Source organism: Escherichia sp. WS1450, from assembly GCF_046487395.1.
In the GTDB taxonomy this organism is placed as follows: Bacteria; Pseudomonadota; Gammaproteobacteria; order Enterobacterales; family Enterobacteriaceae; genus Escherichia; species Escherichia coli.
The window spans coordinates 61,985-79,594 of record NZ_JBJQJO010000014.1 but is presented as its reverse complement, the minus strand read 5'-3'; the positions used below and the strand labels follow the sequence as shown (position 1 = coordinate 79,594).

The following is a 17,610-nucleotide window of genomic DNA, read 5'->3' as shown; positions in this document are numbered from 1 at the left end:
CAGGTGGTTGGGCGCGGGATTATATTTTTATTTATGGGTAAAAATTTAGCTTTTTGTGCAAGTTATTAAATAGATACTTAAGTTATATTTCTTACTCTGCGGGCAGTGAATAATTCATTATTAAGAGTGAATAATAATGACCTGTCTTTAATTAATCGCTATTGGGAATACGTCGAAGTAGGTATATACACCAGGATAAACCAATATATTTTTTATGGATATTCATTTTTCTTCATCAGACTGTGAATTGCAGGGATATCGAACTTGCACGACTCATCGCAACACTCAAGCAGATTTATGAATTTCGTTCATAACCCCTGACAAATCCTGCCGTCTAATCGAGCTCTTCCCTTTACGTTATGCTTCTCATGAACGATAACGGAAGGATAACACCATGCAAAAAGTAAAACTGAACAACGGTATTGAAATGCCCCTGTTGGGCTTTGGTGTATTTCAGATGACCGATGCCGCCGAATGCGAAAGAGCGGTCATTGACGCTATTAACATCGGTTATCGACTGATTGACACCGCCGCCTCCTATCAAAATGAAACCCAGGTCGGGAACGCACTGAAACGAAGCGGTATCGCCCGTAACGAACTCTTTGTCACCACAAAACTCTGGTTGCAGGATACCAGTTACGAAGGGGCCAAAGCCCAGTTCGAACGCTCTCTGAATCGACTGCAACTTGATTACGTTGACCTGTATTTGATTCACCAGCCATACGGCGATGTCCACGGAGCCTGGCGTGCCATGGAAGAGCTGCAACAGGCCGGTAAAATTCGCGCTATTGGCGTCAGTAACTTCCATCCTGACCGACTGGCAGACCTTATCGCTTTTAATAACGTCGTTCCGGCGGTAAACCAGGTTGAAGTTAACCCTTTCAATCAGCAGCTACAGGCCGTTCCCTGGATGCAAAGTCGTGGCATTCAGCCAGAAGCCTGGGCACCGTTTGCGGAAGGGAAAAATGGTCTGTTCCAGCATCCTGTTCTCACGGCAATTGGCGAGAAGTATGGCAAAAGCGTGGGCCAGGTTGTTCTGCGCTGGATCTACCAACGAGGCATTGTTTCACTGGCAAAATCAGTGCGAAAAGAACGCATGGAAGAGAACATCAACATTCTCGATTTTGAACTCAGCCCTGAAGATATGCTGCAAATTACCGCCCTGGATACCGCAACCAGCGCGTTCTTCTCTCACCGCGATCCCGCAATGGTGGAATGGCTGACTGGCCGCAAACTTGATGTTTAAGCCGCGATAAAAGAGGTATTCATTCAATGCAAAAACGTTATCTGGGTAAATCCGGACTCGAAGTCTCCGCCCTTGGGCTCGGTTGCATGGGCTTAAGCCACGGCTACGGCCCGGCGACCGATACCCGTCAGGCTATCGAACTTATTCGTGCTGCGGTTGAACGTGGCGTCACCTTCTTCGATACCGCCGAAGTGTATGGTCCGTATCTGAATGAAGAAGTGGTCGGCGAAGCCTTAAAACCGTTTCGTGACCGCGTGGTAATTGCCACTAAATTCGGTTTTACCTTCGGCGATGATAATAAGCAGCAGATTTTAAACAGCCGTCCGGAACATATCCGTGAAGCCGTTGAAGGATCATTACGTCGTCTGAAAACAGATGTTATTGACCTGCTGTATCAACACCGTGTTGATCCGGATGTTCCTATTGAGGATGTTGCAGGAACGGTGAAAGACCTCATCGCAGAAGGTAAGGTCAAACATTTCGGCCTGTCGGAAGCGGGAGCACAAACCATTCGTCGTGCACATGCGGTACAACCTGTCACCGCCCTGCAAAGCGAATATTCCATGTGGTGGCGTGAGCCTGAACAGGAAATTCTGCCGTTACTGGAGGAACTGGGAATTGGTTTTGTCCCCTTCAGCCCACTAGGTAAAGGTTTCCTGACAGGGGCGATTAAGCCGGGAACCACTTTCGGCAAAGATGATTACCGCAGCACCGTACCGCGTTTCGCAGCACAAGCCATTGAAGCCAATGAAAAACTGGTCACCTTGTTAGGTGAACTGGCTGCGGAGAAAGGGGTAACGTCTGCACAAATCGCACTGGCATGGCTATTAGCACAAAAGCCGTGGATTGTTCCCATCCCTGGCACCACTAAACTGAACCGGCTGGAAGAAAACCTGGCCGCTGCTGACATTGTTCTTTCGCAGAAAGATACGCAGCAGATAACCGAGGCGCTGGAAACAATTAAAATCGTCGGTGAACGTTACTCGCCTGAACATCAGGCACGCGTAGGCCGCTAATACCCAAACGGGTCCAGGATAAAGGACCCGTTATTCGGTGTAGCGAAGCGCATCGATCAACAGCGCAAAAGCTGGCGGATGCTGCTTGCGGCTGGGGTAGTAAAGATAATATCCGGGAAAAGTTGGACACCACTCCTGTAACACCTGAATAAGCTTGCCTGACTTTATATACTCCTGAACCATGTCTTCAGGGACACAAGCGATCCCAAACCCTGATAACGCGGCATCAATTCTTTCTGGCAATGGACTACACGTCAGCTGCCCATCAACCTTAACGCGAAGAGGTTTCCCTTCTCGCTCGAACTCCCAGTGGTAAAGCCCACCGGCAGTTGGCAAACGCATGTTGATGCAGCGATGATTTTGTAGCTCGTGAGGCGTTTCAGGCGCAGGGTTTGCAGCAAAATACGCCGGAGCTCCCACCACAGCCATCCGCATATCTGGTCCAATCCTGACTGCAACCATATCTTTATCAACATTTTCACCCAGTCGTATCCCGGCATCAAAACGGCCTTCAACAATATCGACAAAACCGTTATCCACCACCAGTTCGACATTGATTTCGGGATACTCTCTGAGAAAAGGTTTTAGCTTCGGCCAAACCAGACTTCGCGCGGCATGTTCCCCGGCAGATAAACGAATATTCCCGGAGGGCGTGCCGTTCAGTTGAATAAGTGACTCCAGTTCCTGTTCAAGCTCGTCAATACGCGGTTCAAGGCAGGCAATGATTCTCTCCCCCGCTTCTGTGGGAGCCACACTGCGGGTAGTCCGTGTCAGGAGGCGGATGTTGAGCCTTTCCTCCAGAGCCTTCATTGCATGGCTAAGTGCAGACTGAGAGACGCCGAGTTTGCCCGCTGCTTTGGTAAAACTTCGCTCTCTTGCCACCACAAGAAAGATTTGCAGTTCGTTGAAGTTTTCTTTGAGCATTGGCGATTTCCTTGTAGAAGCATCCTCTTCACAGACACTCATGAAGGGGGGAGCATAGATGCTATTATTTTAACCACATTACCGGTGATAATGATAATTGATATTATGGCCGTATAGAAAATAAGTATTAATTATCAGAAAGTTTATTATGTAAACGCGTCCTAATGATTACGTTATTCCTCTTACCGATATTCGCCCAGAGCAACCATCAATTACACATATCATCAATTTTCGAGTTTTACTCTTTTCTCCACCATAAAATCAATAAAAGCACGAACTTTAGAGGGCATTCTCACCCGTGATGAAACATAAATATAAAATCCAGGAAATGAAACAGCCCAATCCTCAAGAATCGGCTGTAACTTGCCCGCATTGATATGTTCAGCGATTGCAAAATCCAGATGTTGAATGATACCCGTTCCATTCAGCGCCATTCGTATCATGCTTTCGTCATCATTAGAAATATACTTACCTGAAACCTCTATTTCGAACTCTTCATTACCCCCCGCAACATTAGAAAACTCCCATGCAGAGAGTGCACCACTACTTTTATGCCGCAACCGAAGGCAATTATGGTTACTCAGTTCCTGAGGCGTTTCAGGAATACCGTGCTCTTTTAAATAATCTGGCGATGCCACAGTAACCAGTTTAATAAGCGGAGAAACAGGAATGGCAGTCATATGCTCATCCAGTCCTTGCTCAAGACGTATGCCCACATCACAGCCGTCCGCAATAATGTTAGATAAACCGTCATCCATAATGAGTTCTATCTTTGTTTTGGGGTAACGAGTAAGAAACTCGCCAATATGAGGCTCAACAAGCATCCGTGCTGCAACACGGGAGGAATTTATTCTCAACAGGCCTGTAGGTTCAAGTTGGGTATCACCAACATCTTTCAAAGCATCATCAATTTGCCCCAAAGCCGACACCAGCACTTCATACAGACGCTGTCCTTCCTCAGTAAGCGACATATTGCGGGTCGTACGGTATATCAGCTTGGTGTTAAGACGTTCCTCAAGAGATTTTAAATTCTGGGACAATGCGGCCCGCGTAATACCCATTTCAGAAGCGGCTCTGGAAAAACTGCCGGCACGAACAATCAGCGCAAACCAGGCAAGAGAAGGCAAAATTGAAGGCTCTATTTTCATCATTGTAAACCTTAACTTAACACTGTGATAGATATTAGACCATTGATGATAACCAATACAAGTCATACTATTACGCCGTTCTCGACATGAACACGAATGCCAGTTGCGGATAATAGAAATGATATTTAAATCTGTTTAGGCAATTCCCCGGAGCTTGAAATGAAAACTGTTTCGATAAAACATACTTACTGGGATATAGCTGCTGATATCTATTTCCCTGACGATTTTAATAGTGAAAAAAAGTATCCTGCCATTATCAGCGCCCATCCAATTGGAAGCTGCAAAGAACAAACATCGGGTAGTGTGTATGGTGCCGCCCTGGCAAAAGCTGGCTTTATCGTCATTGCTTTTGATGCCAGTTTTCAGGGAAGCAGCGGTGGAGAACCGCGTTATCTGGAAGATCCAACAATGCGAGTAAAAGACTTCAGCATTGTCGTTGATTACCTTACCACCTTACCTTACGTTGATGCCGGGCGTATTGGTGTACTGGGTATTTGTGGTGGAGGTGGATATGCCATTAATGCCGCAATGACAGAACGTCGAATTAAAGCTATTGGTACTGTCACGGGTGCAAACTACGGGCGTCTTATGCGTGAGGGATTTACAGCGTTTAATCCTATCGGAGCACTCGAAGCAATGGCGCAACAAAGAACAGACGAAGCTAACGGCGCAAAACTTCGCGTAGATGATTTACTCCCCTCTTCTCCGGATGCAGCTCTTGAAGCGGGATTAACAGAAATAGACCTTTTTGAAGCCACAGAATATTATCGTTCGCCACGAGGCTGTGCACCTAATGGGGTAAATCGTTCGCTATTCTCACATCAGACTGTTGCCGTGGGTTGGGATGCATTTCATCTTGCAGAAGTCCTGTTAACTCAACCAATAATGGTTGTGGTGGGCGATAGAGTGGGCGCATTTGGTGCCTACCGTGACGGCTGCGAAATTATTGGCCGCGCTGCCTCAAAACATAAAGAGCTGGTCGTGGTTGAAGGTTATTCACATTACGACCTGTATGATAAGCCAGAACCTGTGAAACAGGCACTCGATAAATTAATTCCTTTTTATAAAACACATTTGTAATAATCTTACAGGGAGATTCCTTATCTCCCTGACATTTATCCTTTATTGACTACACAACAATAATAAAATTACTCAAAAAGAAATTTCATTAAAGAAACAAAAAAGCAGCAACTCAATTATTAAGATTATTAGAAACCCTTTGAAGGAATTATAAATAAAGCCATAAACCTTGGTTCCAAAGCTGGCAACAACTAACCAGTTAAAACATACGCATCAAAATCAGATAAACATTTGAGGTATTGTTATGACAAATAAACACCCATCATTGTTTTCTCCTTTTATGCTGACAGAAAAAATAAAGCTACGTAATCGTATCGTTATGGCTCCTATGACGACCTGGTCAGCGAATCCTGATGGAACCATCTCTGAGCAAGAACTCGAATTTTATAAACGTCGCTCACAAAATGTTGGTTTAGTAATAACAGGATGTACCTATGTCACGCCAAGCGGCATTGGGTTTACTCATGAATTTGCCGCGTATGACGACCGTTTCATTAACAGCCTTGAAAAGTTAGCAGCGGCAGCCAAAAGTGGCGGTGCTCCGGCTATTTTGCAGATTTTCCACGCCGGTAATAAAGCCATCCCGGAGCTTGTACCAAATAACGATGTTATTAGTGCCAGCGCATCAAGCGTAAAATCTGGTGACTTTATGAAGAGAGTGGTAAAAAGCAGGGAAATGACTGAAAACGAAATTCAGGAAACCATTAGAGCATTCGGAGATGTCACAAAAAGGGCGATTAAAGCAGGTTTTGATGGCATTGAACTTCATGGTGCGCACGGATTCCTTCTACAGAATTTCTTCTCCCCTCTATTTAACCAGCGTAATGACCGATGGGGAGGAGATCTCGAAGGACGTATGCGCTTCCCGCTGGCCGTATTACAGGAAGTAAAAAATGTAGTCTATGAATATGCGACAAAGCCCTTTGCCATCGGTTACAGAATATCTCCTGAAGAATCTGCAACAGGGGGGCTGCGGATAGAGGATACTTATAAACTCCTTGATCGGCTCATTTCATCCGGTATTTCGTATATACATACCTCGCTGGTCAGTATTAACGATAGCTACCCTGTTGAGTCGCCAAATGGCCCCCGAACTATTGAATTGATTTTAAATCATATTGCAGGCAGAGTGCCGGTAATCGCCGCAGGTAAAATACGCACACCGTCTCAGGCTCAAGAAGCAATTTCCACTGGCCTGCCACTTGTTGCGATCGGTAAAGGGCTGGTGATAAATCCAGAATGGGTGACTTTAGCTGAATCAGGTAGAAGCCATGAAATTCAAACAACCCTTAATCCACAACTTGTTCCTGAATTAACCATTCCGGATAAACTATGGGATCAAATTCAGGCATCGAAAGGAACTGGCTGGTTTCCGTTAATGGATTAAATATCTATTACTCTCCCGAGAGTAAAACTATCAAACCAATGAGTAACCGATACAGCCTCGCAAATTCTTTCAGATAATTAACCCGTCACTGCGGCACGTTCTCTCATAAGGCGTGCCTGCTGTGTAATCCAGTATGTATCCGGCATAGTTGACGGTTTAATAGAACTCAATTCCTCTCCCAGGTCACCAACAACGATATCTTGTATAACACCCCAGGAGATACGACATTATGATGAGATGCGATATGCTCCTCAGCGCTAATCAACGCCAGGACTGGGCCTGTCTTGAGATCAGACTCATTCCCGGAACTGACTTCAGGCGACATATATCAATGACGTTGGGGCAATAAAAGATAGTTGATGTAATACATCTATTCAAATTTGTGATACATGTCAAAAAATTGGTTGACCAAACTCGTTATTTATATAAGGGCACTTACGAAGTGCACTCTTTTTTAAAGCGAGGAAGTACCAATGAAAGAGAATAAAGTACAACAAATCAGTCATAAACTGATTAATATCGTTGTTTTTGTCGCAATTGTAGAATACGCCTATTTATTTTTCCATTTCTATTAATAACGGCAATAAACTGTTCACTTCAGTGATATTTAAAATATGCATCCTCTCCCTTTTTGTAAGTAATTATTATATCCGTGGGAGAGGAATACACGCTGTCAGGTAATCAATCATACTGCGATAAATCATCGGCCAGTAAAGTGGAGATAACCTCCATTCTCGAAAAATCCATACTCTCAGCGAAACCATCATCAATCACTCATCCAGGCGTTTATGGGAGCGTCAGCCAATGGCTGTTAACAATGCCAGACTTCCCCGTTGAGGAAATTCCACATACCACAAATGGTCACAGGGATTGGGTGTTGAAATGATCCGGATGAGCATGTATCTTTACGGTTATGTTATAACATAACAGGTAAAAATGATGAAACCCAATATCCATCCTGAGTATCGTACTGTGGTGTTCCATGACACCAGTGTTGATGAGTACTTTAAAATCGGCTCGACTATCAAAACAGACCGTGAGATTGAGCTGGATGGCGTAACGTATCCGTACGTGACAATTGATGTCTCTTCTAAATCGCACCCGTTCTATACAGGGAAGCTGAGAACAGTGGCATCAGAAGGAAATGTTGCACGATTCACCCAACGTTTTGGTCGTTTTGTTAGCACGAAAAAGGGGGCATGATGAAAGTCCTTAACTCTCTGCGTACCGCAAAAGAACGCCATCCAGACTGTCAGATTGTGAAGCGAAAAGGACGGCTATATGTGATTTGTAAATCTAATCCACGTTTTAAGGCCGTTCAGGGTCGTAAGAAAAAACGTTGATTCAAAATTCGACGAATTAACGATATTTGTCTGATTAATAATCAGACCGGATTAATGTTGGTGTATTTATTACACCAGCATTAATTTTCCTGGGGATGTATCTTCCTGTTCATTTAAGGTCAACTGCCTGACGTTTCTCTCCGAATATTCCATTATATTAATGTTGACTTGTTGACCAGGTGCGCCCTGTATGCTGGCATCAACTCTCTTTTAGACTGAACACGCCACTCAGTTTCCTCCCTTTGCGACGCAGCCTGCATTTACACTCAAACGGTTAAGATGATAAATGTGGTAAATCTGTTGGTACTGACATAAAAACGTTTACGCCACAGGAACGGCCTGATCCACCGGTAACCCCATCGCCGACGTTCGAGTGCCAGTTAGAGTAACGCGCACAGATGACTGAATGCAGTGCCCTGGCAAAGAGGCCATCGTTCCTGTGACAACTGGCAGTCTTCGTTTAACTTCACTTAATTTGGCTCTTAGGGGGCTTACCGGACAGATGACGTACTTACACCTGTTTAATTTTTCATCACTTATTGGAATGAACACCCATAACCATTTTGTGCGGCATGTTAATCCATTAAAACACTTTACTGATTGGCAAATCATCTTTAATTATGACTCATTATAGTTTTATATTCTATTTCTTATCATTTAAACTTGTTTTTTTACTAGTCCATTACACAACACATTAAGACTATTCCTAACACCTCAGGGCAAAGTTCCTGGCTAATATAAAATGCAAGTAAGAATTGAACGTTATATTGCCAATAACCTTATGAAACTGAATGTCTTTTTCTTCTTATCAAAAAAGCAATATTTTCATTTTTTGTAAATATTGACTTAACCATGGAATTCCTTTTCTGTTCACATATTGACACTCATCAGGAAAAAAACATAAATTTAAGCCCAATCGAAAATAATTAAAACTTAATCTCGTTTAACCTATATTGATATGTGCTACGTATCTTATTTACTTCCGATTTACTAAAGAAACTGAATGTACCTGTAAAAATTACAGGTTTGGAAAGTAGTGACATGGCAAAATGATTACAGCAGGGACTATGAGGTTAAAAACCATATGGAATGTCAAAACCGTTCTGATAAATACATCTGGTCTCCCCATGACGCCTACTTCTATAAAGGACTATCTGAACTGATTGTGGATATCGACAGATTAATTTATCTATCGCTGGAGAAAATCAGAAAAGATTTCGTGTTTATCAATCTCAATACGGATTCTTTAACTGAGTTTATAAACCGTGATAATGAGTGGTTATCCGCGGTAAAGGGGAAACAGGTCGTATTGATTGCGGCCAGAAAGTCAGAAGCCTTAGCAAATTATTGGTATTACAACAGCAATATTAGGGGCGTGGTATACGCTGGACTGAGTCGTGATATTAGAAAAGAACTGGCCTATGTGATTAATGGCAGGTTCCTGAGAAAAGATATTAAGAAAGATAAAATCACTGACCGGGAAATGGAAATTATCCGCATGACGGCTCAGGGAATGCTGCCTAAATCGATTGCCAGAATTGAAAATTGTAGTGTGAAGACAGTGTATACCCATCGGCGTAATGCTGAGGCCAAGCTGTACTCAAAAATATATAAGTTGGTTCCGTAAACTCCAGGCAAGTTAGTTTTAAAAAATGACTCACAGGGACATCACGTCCTCAATTCAACTCGGGAAGAAAAGCAATGAAAAAAAAGGTTCTGGCAATAGCTCTGGTAACGGTGTTTACCGGTTCAGGTGTGGCGCAGGCTGCTGACGTAACAGCTCAGGCTGTAGCGACCTGGTCAGCAACAGCCAAAAAAGACACCACCAGTAAGCTGGTTGTGACGCCACTCGGTAGCCTGGCGTTCCAGTATGCCGAAGGCATTAAAGGTTTTAACTCACAGAAAGGTCTATTTGACGTGGCTATCGAGGGTGACTCAACGGCTACCGCCTTTAAACTGACCTCACGTCTTATCACCAACACCTTAACCCAGTTGGATACCTCAGGTTCCACACTGAATGTGGGCGTGGATTATAACGGCGCGGCAGTCGAAAAAACTGGCGATACCGTGATGATCGATACCGCCAACGGCGTACTGGGCGGCAACCTTAGCCCACTGGCTAACGGTTACAATGCCAGCAATCGTACCACCGCACAGGATGGTTTCACTTTCTCCATCATCAGCGGCACCACCAATGGTACCACCGCAGTAACCGATTACAGCACTCTACCGGAAGGCATCTGGAGCGGCGACGTTAGCGTACAGTTCGACGCGACCTGGACCAGTTAATCTCTCTGATGTACCAGCAGGGGTAGCCCCCCTGCTTTATTCCTGGACGGAATTGTTATGAAAAAGCACCTTCTGCCTCTCGCTCTGCTGTTTTCCGGAATATCTCCGGCCCAGGCGCTGGATGTCGGCGATATATCATCGTTTATGAACAGTGACAGCAGCACGCTGAGCAAAACGATCCAAAACAGTACCGACAGTGGCCGCCTCATCAATATCCGTCTCGAACGGCTCTCTTCACCGCTTGACGACGGGCAGGTTATCGCAATGGACAAGCCGGATGAGTTGCTACTCACTCCCGCCAGCTTGCTGCTACCCGCCCAAGCCAGCGAAGTGATCCGCTTCTTCTATAAGGGACCAGCAGATGAAAAAGAGCGCTACTACCGCATTGTCTGGTTTGATCAGGCCCTCAGTGATGCGCAGCGCGATAATGCCAACCGTAGCGCTGTGGCCACTGCTTCCGCCCGCATCGGCACCATTCTGGTCGTCGCCCCCCGCCAGGCGAACTACCACTTTCAGTACGCCAACGGCTCCCTGACAAATACAGGAAATGCGACGCTGCGGATCCTCGCCTACGGCCCCTGCCTGAAAGCCGCCAATGGTAAGGAGTGTAAAGAGAATTACTACCTGATGCCGGGCAAGTCGCGTCGTTTTACCCGCGTGGACACGGCGGATAACAAAGGACGGGTTGCACTTTGGCAGGGTGATAAGTTCATTCCCGTGAAATAGATAGCTGTGCAGATGGATAATGACAATGCCTTTACGACGGTTCTCCCCAGGACTGAAAGCCCAGTTTGCCTTCGGCATGGTCTTTTTGTTCGTTCAGCCCGATGCCAGCGCTGCTGACATAAGTGCGCAGCAAATAGGTGGGGTGATTATTCCGCAGGCCTTCAGTCAGGCGCTTCAGGACGGCATGAGCGTCCCACTTTATATTCATCTCGCCGGTAGCCAGGGGCGCCAGGACGATCAGCGAATCGGCAGCGCTTTTATCTGGCTGGATGATGGACAGCTACGCATCCGGAAAATACAGCTGGAAGAGAGTGAAGATAACGCCAGTGTCAGCGAACAAACTCGACAGCAGCTGATGGCTCTGGCGAACGCCCCGTTCAATGAGGCCCTTACCATCCCCCTGACTGACAACGCGCAGCTGGATCTCAGCTTGCGCCAACTGCTGCTGCAGCTAGTGGTCAAGCGCGAAGCGCTGGGCACCGTACTACGCTCACGTAGCGAAGACATCGGGCAGTCCAGTGTTAACACCCTCAGCAGTAATCTGAGCTATAACTTCGGCGTCTATAACAACCAGTTGCGTAACGGCGGGAGCAACACATCCAGCTATCTGTCGCTGAATAACGTTACTGCACTGCGCGAACATCACGTGGTGCTCGACGGCTCGCTGTACGGGATCGGTAGCGGTCAACAGGACAGTGAATTATATAAAGCGATGTATGAACGCGATTTTGCCGGTCACCGATTTGCCGGTGGAATGCTCGATACCTGGAACTTGCAGTCCTTAGGGCCGATGACCGCCATTTCAGCAGGGAAGATTTACGGCCTTTCCTGGGGAAACCAGGCCAGCTCCACCATCTTCGACAGCAGCCAGTCAGCCACGCCAGTGATCGCCTTTTTACCGGCGGCGGGCGAAGTACATCTCACCCGTGATGGGCGGCTACTAAGCGTTCAGAACTTCACCATGGGCAATCATGAAGTGGATACCCGGGGTCTACCGTACGGTATTTACGATGTGGAAGTTGAGGTAATCGTTAACGGTCGCGTGATCAGCAAACGCACTCAACGGGTCAATAAGCTGTTTAGCCGGGGGCGCGGCGTCGGTGCACCACTGGCGTGGCAGATATGGGGCGGTAGCTTTCATATGGATCGCTGGTCGGAAAACGGGAAAAAGACGCGACCAGCTAAAGAGAGTTGGCTGGCAGGTGCCTCGACCTCCGGCTCACTGAGTACGCTTAGCTGGGCGGCAACGGGATATGGATACGATAATCAGGCGGTGGGCGAAACCCGTCTGACGCTGCCGCTTGGGGGGGCGATCAACGTTAACCTGCAAAATATGCTGGCCAGTGACAGCTCATGGAGCAACATCGCCAGCATCAGCGCCACTCTACCGGGAGGCTTTAGTTCGCTGTGGGTTAATCAGGAAAAAACCCGCATTGGCAATCAATTGCGACGTAGCGATGCCGACAACCGTGCAATCGGCGGCACACTCAACCTGAACTCACTGTGGTCGAAGCTGGGTACGTTCAGCATCAGCTACAATGATGACCGCCGCTACAACAGCCATTATTACACGGCAGATTACTATCAAAGTGTCTACAGCGGTACCTTTGGTTCGCTTGGCCTGCGGGCCGGTATTCAGCGCTATAACAACGGCGACAGCAGCGCCAATACAGGGAAATATATCGCTCTCGATCTCTCGCTACCACTGGGCAACTGGTTTAGCGCAGGGATGACCCATCAAAACGGCTACACCATGGCAAACCTGTCAGCACGCAAACAGTTTGATGAAGGAACCATTCGCACTGTTGGTGCCAATCTGTCACGAGCCATCTCCGGCGATACCGGTGATGACAAAACCCTCAGCGGTGGGGCGTATGCACAGTTCGACGCTCGTTACGCCAGCGGAACGCTGAACGTCAATAGCGCGGCGGACGGCTACATCAATACCAATTTGACCGCCAACGGCAGCATCGGCTGGCAGGGTAAAAACATCGCTGCCAGCGGGCGGACCGATGGCAACGCTGGGGTGATATTCGACACTGGCCTGGAGAACGATGGTCAGATCAGCGCCAAAATCAACGGGCGGATTTTCCCGCTTAACGGCAAGCGTAACTATCTCCCGCTCTCTCCCTATGGGAGATATGAGGTGGAGTTACAGAACAGCAAAAACTCACTCGACAGCTACGATATCGTCAGCGGCCGCAAAAGTCATCTGACTCTCTATCCAGGCAATGTCGCTGTCATTGAGCCAGAAGTGAAGCAGATGGTTACCGTCTCCGGTCGTATCCGTGCGGAAGACGGCACACTGCTGGCTAACGCACGGATTAACAACAATATCGGCCGAACTCGAACCGATGAAAACGGCGAGTTTGTCATGGACGTGGATAAGAAATACCCCACTATCGATTTTCGCTACAGTGGCAATAAAACCTGCGAAGTGGCGCTGGAACTCAACCAGGCGCGCGGTGCCGTCTGGGTCGGTGATGTGGTCTGCAGCGGCCTCTCATCGTGGGCGGCGGTGACGCAGACAGGAGAAGAGAATGAGAGTTAACCTACTGATAGCGATGATAATCTTTGCGCTAATCTGGCCTGCAACCGCGCTCAGAGCGGCAGTGAGCAAAACAACCTGGGCGGATGCTCCGGCACGCGAGTTTGTGTTTGTCGAAAACAACTCAGACGACAACTTTTTCGTCACGCCTGGCGGGGCGCTGGATCCGCGCCTGACCGGTGCCAACCGCTGGACCGGTTTAAAATACAATGGTTCAGGAACCATCTATCAGCAAAGTCTCGGCTACATTGATAACGGTTACAACACCGGCCTTTATACCAACTGGAAGTTTGATATGTGGCTGGAAAATTCACCAGTTTCATCTCCTTTAACTGGCTTGCGCTGCATCAACTGGTACGCAGGGTGTAATATGACCACCAGTCTTATCCTGCCGCAAACCACCGACGCCAGTGGATTTTATGGCGCGACGGTGACCAGCGGCGGCGCGAAGTGGATGCACGGCATGTTGTCAGACGCGTTTTACCAGTATCTGCAACAAATGCCCGTCGGCAGCAGCTTTACAATGACCATCAATGCCTGCCAGACCTCTGTGAACTATGACGCCAGCAGCGGCGCACGCTGTAAGGATCAGGCCTCCGGCAACTGGTATGTTCGCAACGTCACCCATACGAAAGCAGCAAATCTGCGGTTGATAAATACCCACTCGCTGGCGGAAGTATTTATCAACAGCGACGGAGTACCGACTCTGGGCGAAGGGAACGCCGACTGCCGGACGCAAACCATCGGCAGCCGTTCAGGATTAAGTTGTAAGATGGTTAACTATACCCTGCAAACAAACGGACTCAGCAACACCTCAATCCATATATTCCCGGCGATCGCCAACTCGTCGTTAGCCTCGGCCGTCGGGGCGTACGATATGCAGTTCAGTCTGAATGGCAGTTCATGGAAACCGGTGAGCAATACCGCCTATTACTACACCTTCAACGAGATGAAGAGCGCAGACTCGATCTATGTTTTCTTCTCGAGCAACTTCTTTAAGCAGATGGTGAACCTCGGGATCAGCGATATCAACACCAAAGATCTATTCAACTTTCGCTTTCAGAACACCACATCACCGGAGTCTGGCTGGTATGAATTTTCTACCTCCAACACGCTGATTATCAAACCCCGTGATTTCAGCATCAGTATTATCTCCGATGAATATACTCAGACACCATCGCGGGAGGGATATGTCGGCAGCGGCGAGTCGGCACTCGATTTCGGCTATATCGTAACCACCAGCGGTAAAACAGCTGCCGACGAAGTGCTGATCAAGGTGACCGGACCCGCGCAGGTGATTGGCGGGCGCTCCTATTGTGTCTTCAGCTCCGATGACGGTAAGGCGAAAGTACCGTTCCCGGCGACGCTTTCCTTTATTACCCGCAACGGAGCTACAAAAACCTACGATGCCGGGTGCGATGATAGCTGGCGGGATATGACCGATGCGCTGTGGTTGACCACACCGTGGACTGATATCTCTGGCGAAGTGGGGCAGATGGATAAGACCACAGTCAAATTTTCGATTCCAATGGATAACGCCATTTCGCTGCGTACGGTAGATGATAACGGCTGGTTTGGCGAAGTCAGCGCTTCAGGAGAAATTCATGTTCAGGCGACGTGGCGTAACATTAACTAAGGCCCTGCTGACAGCGGTCTGTATGCTAGCGGCACCTTTGACACAGGCGATTTCGGTCGGCAATCTGACATTTTCGCTGCCGTCCGAGACTGACTTTGTCAGCAAACGTGTAGTGAATAACAACAAAAGCGCACGGATATACCGTATTGCCATCAGTGCTATCGATAGCCCGGGCAGCAGTGAATTGCGCACCCGACCGGTGGATGGTGAACTGCTTTTCGCCCCCCGCCAGCTGGCGTTGCAGGCTGGTGAGAGCGAGTATTTTAAATTTTACTATCATGGTCCACGGGATAACCGCGAGCGCTACTACCGGGTCTCATTTCGCGAGGTCCCCACTCGCAACCAGACAAGACGTAGCCCGACCGGCGGCGAGGTCAGCACGGAGCCGGTGGTGGTGATGGATACCATTCTGGTAGTACGACCTCGTCAGGTTCAGTTTAGATGGTCCTTCGACCAGGTGAAAGGAACGGTAAGTAACACCGGCAACACGTGGTTTAAGCTACTGATTAAACCAGGATGTGATTCGACCGAAGAGGAAGGCGACGCCTGGTATCTACGTCCGGGAGACGTGGTTCATCAGCCTGAGTTACGTCAGCCGGGGAATCATTATCTGGTCTATAACGACAAATTCATTAAGATTAGCGATTCCTGTCCTGCTAAGCCCCCTTCGGCGGACTAAGACTTATCCATCGGACGAGGGAAGAATTCCACCTCAGAGACTCAAATAATCGATTAAATGATGTGGAAGCGATCGTCAATGTCACCTGTAACGATGGGCTTTCTCATATGTACACCATAGTGTTCAGGAGACACGGAAAGGTACCAGGCAGCCTGCTAACGAGTGGTTTATTCACGAATTAGTACGTAAAATCGGTAACGGCTGGAAATCATTCAATACTCACACTATCGAAAGTTCCCCAGCCAACCGCGGTACGTTCTTACATACGATGTACCGCTGTTCTCTTTACGATTTATAGCTGTACTGGTGAATTATGAGCAATCTGAATCCATGCATGACGTGTGGTGCCTGTTGTGCATTTTTCCGCGTCTCTTTTTACTGGGCCGAAGCCGACGATGCTGGCGGTACCATTCCCGCCAGGCTCACTGAACAAATATCCCCTTTTCACCGATGCATGAGCGGTACCAATCAGAAAAACCCCCGATGTATTGCCCTTGCAGGAACACCGGGCAAAAATGCCTGCTGCACGATATATAAAAATCGATCGTCCACGTGCAGAGAATTCGCCATGTCTGGTGAGAACGGAGTCGTCAATGAGGCTTGCAATCGTGCAAGAGCTAAATACGGGCTGACACCGTTATAAATATGCAATAATTAATTGCACTGCCCCGCCAGCTATAACCGCGGGGCTTCGTTTTTCAGGGATAACAAAACCCGAAACTTCTTCCATCTGCCAGCAACAATGCATCTTCCTCTATAGTGTTCTCCGGATCTACAGCATCCTGAAGTAGCGCGATGTACTCACTGGCTATCTGCTTCAGAAAGTAAAAAGCAATGTTTTTAACCTATAAAAATGGCGCTGCATTTGCGCCATTTTTATTATTCAATGCATTATCTGTTTGAGCCTAAAGGGATCTCAGGGTCTGGCTCATGAGTAATTCTGTTTCGTAAATCTCTGCGAATAATTTCAATGGACCAGAACCAGACTAAATGTCCAAAAATTTCAGAAACATTCTCATACCACGGGAGATCAAACAGAGGTGGCGTCAGTCCCATGAGAGGGAATGAAATCATATGAACAAAAAGTTGGGCTAAAGCACCTGCCAGTAAGCCCTGCCAGAGTTTAATTTTTGGAAATACTTCAGCAACCACACAATAACCGACAGCAAACACTATCGAAAAGATAATGTGCGTAACGCCAACCCAGTTAAAGACATGCCCGGCAAAGGTATAAACAGCCGCATTGGGATCTGTCAGCCCTAGCCAGTCTCGAAGAAAAATATACGGAGGATTGAGAAAATTACGGGAGCAATCAATTTGCCCAGCAGCCCTGATTAATGATTCCGGGCCACACGCTGCATTAAACATATCCACCGGGCTACGTGGCGGCAATGGAACTTCAGCCCCCCACTTCACAAATGCGGAAACAACGCCAGCAATCAGCCCAATGAATGCAGCAAGACCATAACGTCTGCGGTTCGGTGGAGTTTGTTCAAATATATTCATATCTACCCTGCTTGTACCATTATGTTATACACCTCTTCAGGAGTATTCATAAAACAAGACAAATGTAAAGAACTGTATTGTT

General features: G+C 47.4%; 17 protein-coding genes and 1 pseudogene. 14 read left to right on the top strand and 4 right to left on the bottom strand.

The window, feature by feature from the left end; translation table 11 throughout:
• Nucleotides 1–394: 394 nt before the first annotated feature.
• Both ACJHYR_RS17040 and ACJHYR_RS17035 read left to right on the top strand, forming a co-directional pair.
• Complete coding sequence (locus ACJHYR_RS17040; RefSeq protein WP_001174448.1) at nucleotides 395–1,246, top strand: aldo/keto reductase; 852 nt, start codon at nucleotides 395–397, stop codon at nucleotides 1,244–1,246.
• A 26-nt stretch (nucleotides 1,247–1,272) separates the two neighbouring features.
• Complete coding sequence (locus tag ACJHYR_RS17035; RefSeq protein ID WP_001172285.1) at nucleotides 1,273–2,262, top strand: aldo/keto reductase; 990 nt, start codon at nucleotides 1,273–1,275, stop codon at nucleotides 2,260–2,262.
• 30 nt (nucleotides 2,263–2,292) lie between these two features.
• On the opposite strand, the gene ACJHYR_RS17030 is transcribed toward ACJHYR_RS17035, so the two are convergent.
• Both ACJHYR_RS17030 and ACJHYR_RS17025 read right to left on the bottom strand, forming a co-directional pair.
• Nucleotides 2,293–3,186, bottom strand: a complete 894-nt coding sequence (locus tag ACJHYR_RS17030; RefSeq protein WP_000910713.1) for a LysR family transcriptional regulator — start codon at nucleotides 3,184–3,186, stop codon at nucleotides 2,293–2,295.
• A gap of 224 nt (nucleotides 3,187–3,410) precedes the next feature.
• Nucleotides 3,411–4,337, bottom strand: a complete 927-nt coding sequence (locus tag ACJHYR_RS17025) for a LysR family transcriptional regulator (protein WP_001305437.1) — start codon at nucleotides 4,335–4,337, stop codon at nucleotides 3,411–3,413.
• 156 nt (nucleotides 4,338–4,493) lie between these two features.
• Between ACJHYR_RS17025 and ACJHYR_RS17020 the strand changes: the two genes are divergently transcribed.
• The 5 genes from ACJHYR_RS17020 to ykgO all read left to right on the top strand — a co-directional run bounded on the left by ACJHYR_RS17020 (nucleotide 4,494) and on the right by ykgO (nucleotide 8,144).
• The gene (locus ACJHYR_RS17020; RefSeq protein WP_000860029.1) at nucleotides 4,494–5,414 is read left to right on the top strand and encodes an alpha/beta hydrolase; all 921 of its coding nucleotides are present in this window, start codon (nucleotides 4,494–4,496) and stop codon (nucleotides 5,412–5,414) included.
• Nucleotides 5,415–5,658: 244 nt separating this feature from the next.
• Entirely contained in the window at nucleotides 5,659–6,801 is a 1,143-nt protein-coding gene (locus ACJHYR_RS17015) for an NADH-dependent flavin oxidoreductase (protein ID WP_001586711.1), read from the top strand.
• A gap of 473 nt (nucleotides 6,802–7,274) precedes the next feature.
• Nucleotides 7,275–7,376 carry a small membrane protein YkgR gene (gene ykgR / locus ACJHYR_RS17010; RefSeq protein WP_000662257.1) on the top strand — a complete coding sequence of 34 codons (102 nt, stop codon included), beginning with the start codon at nucleotides 7,275–7,277 and terminating at the stop codon, nucleotides 7,374–7,376.
• A 364-nt stretch (nucleotides 7,377–7,740) separates the two neighbouring features.
• Entirely contained in the window at nucleotides 7,741–8,004 is a 264-nt protein-coding gene (locus ACJHYR_RS17005; protein ID WP_000803998.1) for a type B 50S ribosomal protein L31, read from the top strand.
• Entirely contained in the window at nucleotides 8,004–8,144 is a 141-nt protein-coding gene (gene ykgO / locus ACJHYR_RS17000; RefSeq protein WP_000866436.1) for a type B 50S ribosomal protein L36, read from the top strand. The genes ACJHYR_RS17005 and ykgO overlap by 1 nt, the downstream gene beginning before the upstream one ends.
• Nucleotides 8,145–8,178: 34 nt before the next feature.
• Here the strand turns inward: ykgO and ykgL are convergent.
• Nucleotides 8,179–8,404: pseudogene (ykgL, locus tag ACJHYR_RS16995) on the bottom strand (protein YkgL).
• An 824-nt stretch (nucleotides 8,405–9,228) separates the two neighbouring features.
• Here ykgL and ecpR point away from each other — a divergent pair.
• From ecpR to ACJHYR_RS16960, 7 genes are all read left to right on the top strand, one after another.
• Nucleotides 9,229–9,771, top strand: a complete 543-nt coding sequence (gene ecpR / locus ACJHYR_RS16990; RefSeq protein ID WP_001305433.1) for an ECP biosynthesis operon DNA-binding transcriptional regulator EcpR — start codon at nucleotides 9,229–9,231, stop codon at nucleotides 9,769–9,771.
• Nucleotides 9,772–9,845: 74 nt separating this feature from the next.
• Nucleotides 9,846–10,433, top strand: a complete 588-nt coding sequence (gene ecpA / locus ACJHYR_RS16985; protein WP_000730980.1) for a common pilus major fimbrillin subunit EcpA — start codon at nucleotides 9,846–9,848, stop codon at nucleotides 10,431–10,433.
• A gap of 57 nt (nucleotides 10,434–10,490) precedes the next feature.
• Nucleotides 10,491–11,159 carry a fimbrial chaperone EcpB gene (gene ecpB, locus ACJHYR_RS16980; protein ID WP_000716404.1) on the top strand — a complete coding sequence of 223 codons (669 nt, stop codon included), beginning with the start codon at nucleotides 10,491–10,493 and terminating at the stop codon, nucleotides 11,157–11,159.
• A gap of 25 nt (nucleotides 11,160–11,184) precedes the next feature.
• The gene (gene ecpC / locus ACJHYR_RS16975) at nucleotides 11,185–13,710 is read left to right on the top strand and encodes a fimbrial usher EcpC (RefSeq protein ID WP_072837336.1); all 2,526 of its coding nucleotides are present in this window, start codon (nucleotides 11,185–11,187) and stop codon (nucleotides 13,708–13,710) included.
• Nucleotides 13,700–15,343 carry a fimbrial adhesin EcpD gene (ecpD, locus tag ACJHYR_RS16970; RefSeq protein ID WP_001265646.1) on the top strand — a complete coding sequence of 548 codons (1,644 nt, stop codon included), beginning with the start codon at nucleotides 13,700–13,702 and terminating at the stop codon, nucleotides 15,341–15,343. Before ecpC ends, ecpD begins: the two co-directional genes overlap by 11 nt.
• Entirely contained in the window at nucleotides 15,312–16,022 is a 711-nt protein-coding gene (ecpE, locus tag ACJHYR_RS16965; protein WP_021564009.1) for a fimbrial chaperone EcpE, read from the top strand. The genes ecpD and ecpE overlap by 32 nt, the downstream gene beginning before the upstream one ends.
• 313 nt (nucleotides 16,023–16,335) lie before the next feature.
• Complete coding sequence (locus ACJHYR_RS16960; protein ID WP_001303809.1) at nucleotides 16,336–16,665, top strand: YkgJ family cysteine cluster protein; 330 nt, start codon at nucleotides 16,336–16,338, stop codon at nucleotides 16,663–16,665.
• Nucleotides 16,666–16,913: 248 nt separating this feature from the next.
• Here the strand turns inward: ACJHYR_RS16960 and ACJHYR_RS16955 are convergent, their stop codons facing one another.
• Nucleotides 16,914–17,528 (bottom strand): YagU family protein, encoded by a 615-nt coding sequence (locus ACJHYR_RS16955; protein WP_001019920.1) that lies wholly within the window; start codon nucleotides 17,526–17,528, stop codon nucleotides 16,914–16,916.
• Between the last annotated feature and the right edge of the window lie 82 nt (nucleotides 17,529–17,610).

Coding starts and splice junctions, on each gene's coding strand:
- ACJHYR_RS17040 (WP_001174448.1), top strand. CDS start 395: ATGCAAAAAGTAAAACTGAACAACGGTATTGAAATGCCCCTGTTGGGC.
- ACJHYR_RS17035 (WP_001172285.1), top strand. CDS start 1,273: ATGCAAAAACGTTATCTGGGTAAATCCGGACTCGAAGTCTCCGCCCTT.
- ACJHYR_RS17030 (WP_000910713.1), bottom strand. CDS start 3,186: ATGCTCAAAGAAAACTTCAACGAACTGCAAATCTTTCTTGTGGTGGCA.
- ACJHYR_RS17025 (WP_001305437.1), bottom strand. CDS start 4,337: ATGATGAAAATAGAGCCTTCAATTTTGCCTTCTCTTGCCTGGTTTGCG.
- ACJHYR_RS17020 (WP_000860029.1), top strand. CDS start 4,494: ATGAAAACTGTTTCGATAAAACATACTTACTGGGATATAGCTGCTGAT.
- ACJHYR_RS17015 (WP_001586711.1), top strand. CDS start 5,659: ATGACAAATAAACACCCATCATTGTTTTCTCCTTTTATGCTGACAGAA.
- ykgR (WP_000662257.1), top strand. CDS start 7,275: ATGAAAGAGAATAAAGTACAACAAATCAGTCATAAACTGATTAATATC.
- ACJHYR_RS17005 (WP_000803998.1), top strand. CDS start 7,741: ATGAAACCCAATATCCATCCTGAGTATCGTACTGTGGTGTTCCATGAC.
- ykgO (WP_000866436.1), top strand. CDS start 8,004: ATGAAAGTCCTTAACTCTCTGCGTACCGCAAAAGAACGCCATCCAGAC.
- ecpR (WP_001305433.1), top strand. CDS start 9,229: ATGGAATGTCAAAACCGTTCTGATAAATACATCTGGTCTCCCCATGAC.
- ecpA (WP_000730980.1), top strand. CDS start 9,846: ATGAAAAAAAAGGTTCTGGCAATAGCTCTGGTAACGGTGTTTACCGGT.
- ecpB (WP_000716404.1), top strand. CDS start 10,491: ATGAAAAAGCACCTTCTGCCTCTCGCTCTGCTGTTTTCCGGAATATCT.
- ecpC (WP_072837336.1), top strand. CDS start 11,185: ATGCCTTTACGACGGTTCTCCCCAGGACTGAAAGCCCAGTTTGCCTTC.
- ecpD (WP_001265646.1), top strand. CDS start 13,700: ATGAGAGTTAACCTACTGATAGCGATGATAATCTTTGCGCTAATCTGG.
- ecpE (WP_021564009.1), top strand. CDS start 15,312: ATGTTCAGGCGACGTGGCGTAACATTAACTAAGGCCCTGCTGACAGCG.
- ACJHYR_RS16960 (WP_001303809.1), top strand. CDS start 16,336: ATGAGCAATCTGAATCCATGCATGACGTGTGGTGCCTGTTGTGCATTT.
- ACJHYR_RS16955 (WP_001019920.1), bottom strand. CDS start 17,528: ATGAATATATTTGAACAAACTCCACCGAACCGCAGACGTTATGGTCTT.